The organism is Spongiactinospora gelatinilytica (genome assembly GCF_003236385.1).
Classification (GTDB): Bacteria; Actinomycetota; Actinomycetes; order Streptosporangiales; family Streptosporangiaceae; genus Spongiactinospora; species Spongiactinospora gelatinilytica.
In genome coordinates, this window is the sequence record NZ_POUA01000896.1 from 1 (window position 1) to 420 (window position 420).

General features: G+C 66.7%; 1 protein-coding gene. It reads left to right on the forward strand.

The annotated features are described in order from the left end of the window. Positions 1-420: bifunctional adenosylcobinamide kinase/adenosylcobinamide-phosphate guanylyltransferase (locus tag C1I98_RS46760; protein ID WP_111172264.1), on the forward strand; the 420-nt coding region annotated here is incomplete at both ends.

A 420-nucleotide genomic window follows, 5' to 3' on the forward strand; every position in this document is an offset into this window, starting at 1 on the left:
GCCCTGCACCGCGCGCGGCGTCCGGCCAATTGGGCGCTGGTCGAAGAGCCCATGCACCTGGCCGAAGCGCTCTACACGCACGCGCAGCACGGTGGCTGTGTGCTGGTCGATTGCATGACGCTGTGGCTCAACAATCTGCTCTTCTCCGAACATCATGAATATCCCGAGACAGGCCTCGTCACGCCGCCCGAAGCCTGGACGGCCGAGATCGACGCGCTGCTGACCGCCCTGCCGCTGCTGCCCGGCGAGGTCATCCTCGTGAGCAACGAAATCGGCCTGGGCGTGGTGCCGATGGGTGCCGTCACGCGCTTCTACGTGGACGAACTGGGCCGGCTGAACCAACGCCTCGCCGCTCTGGCCGACAACGTGCATCTGCTGGTGGCCGGCATTCCGATGGTGGTGAAAGGGCCGGCACTCGGC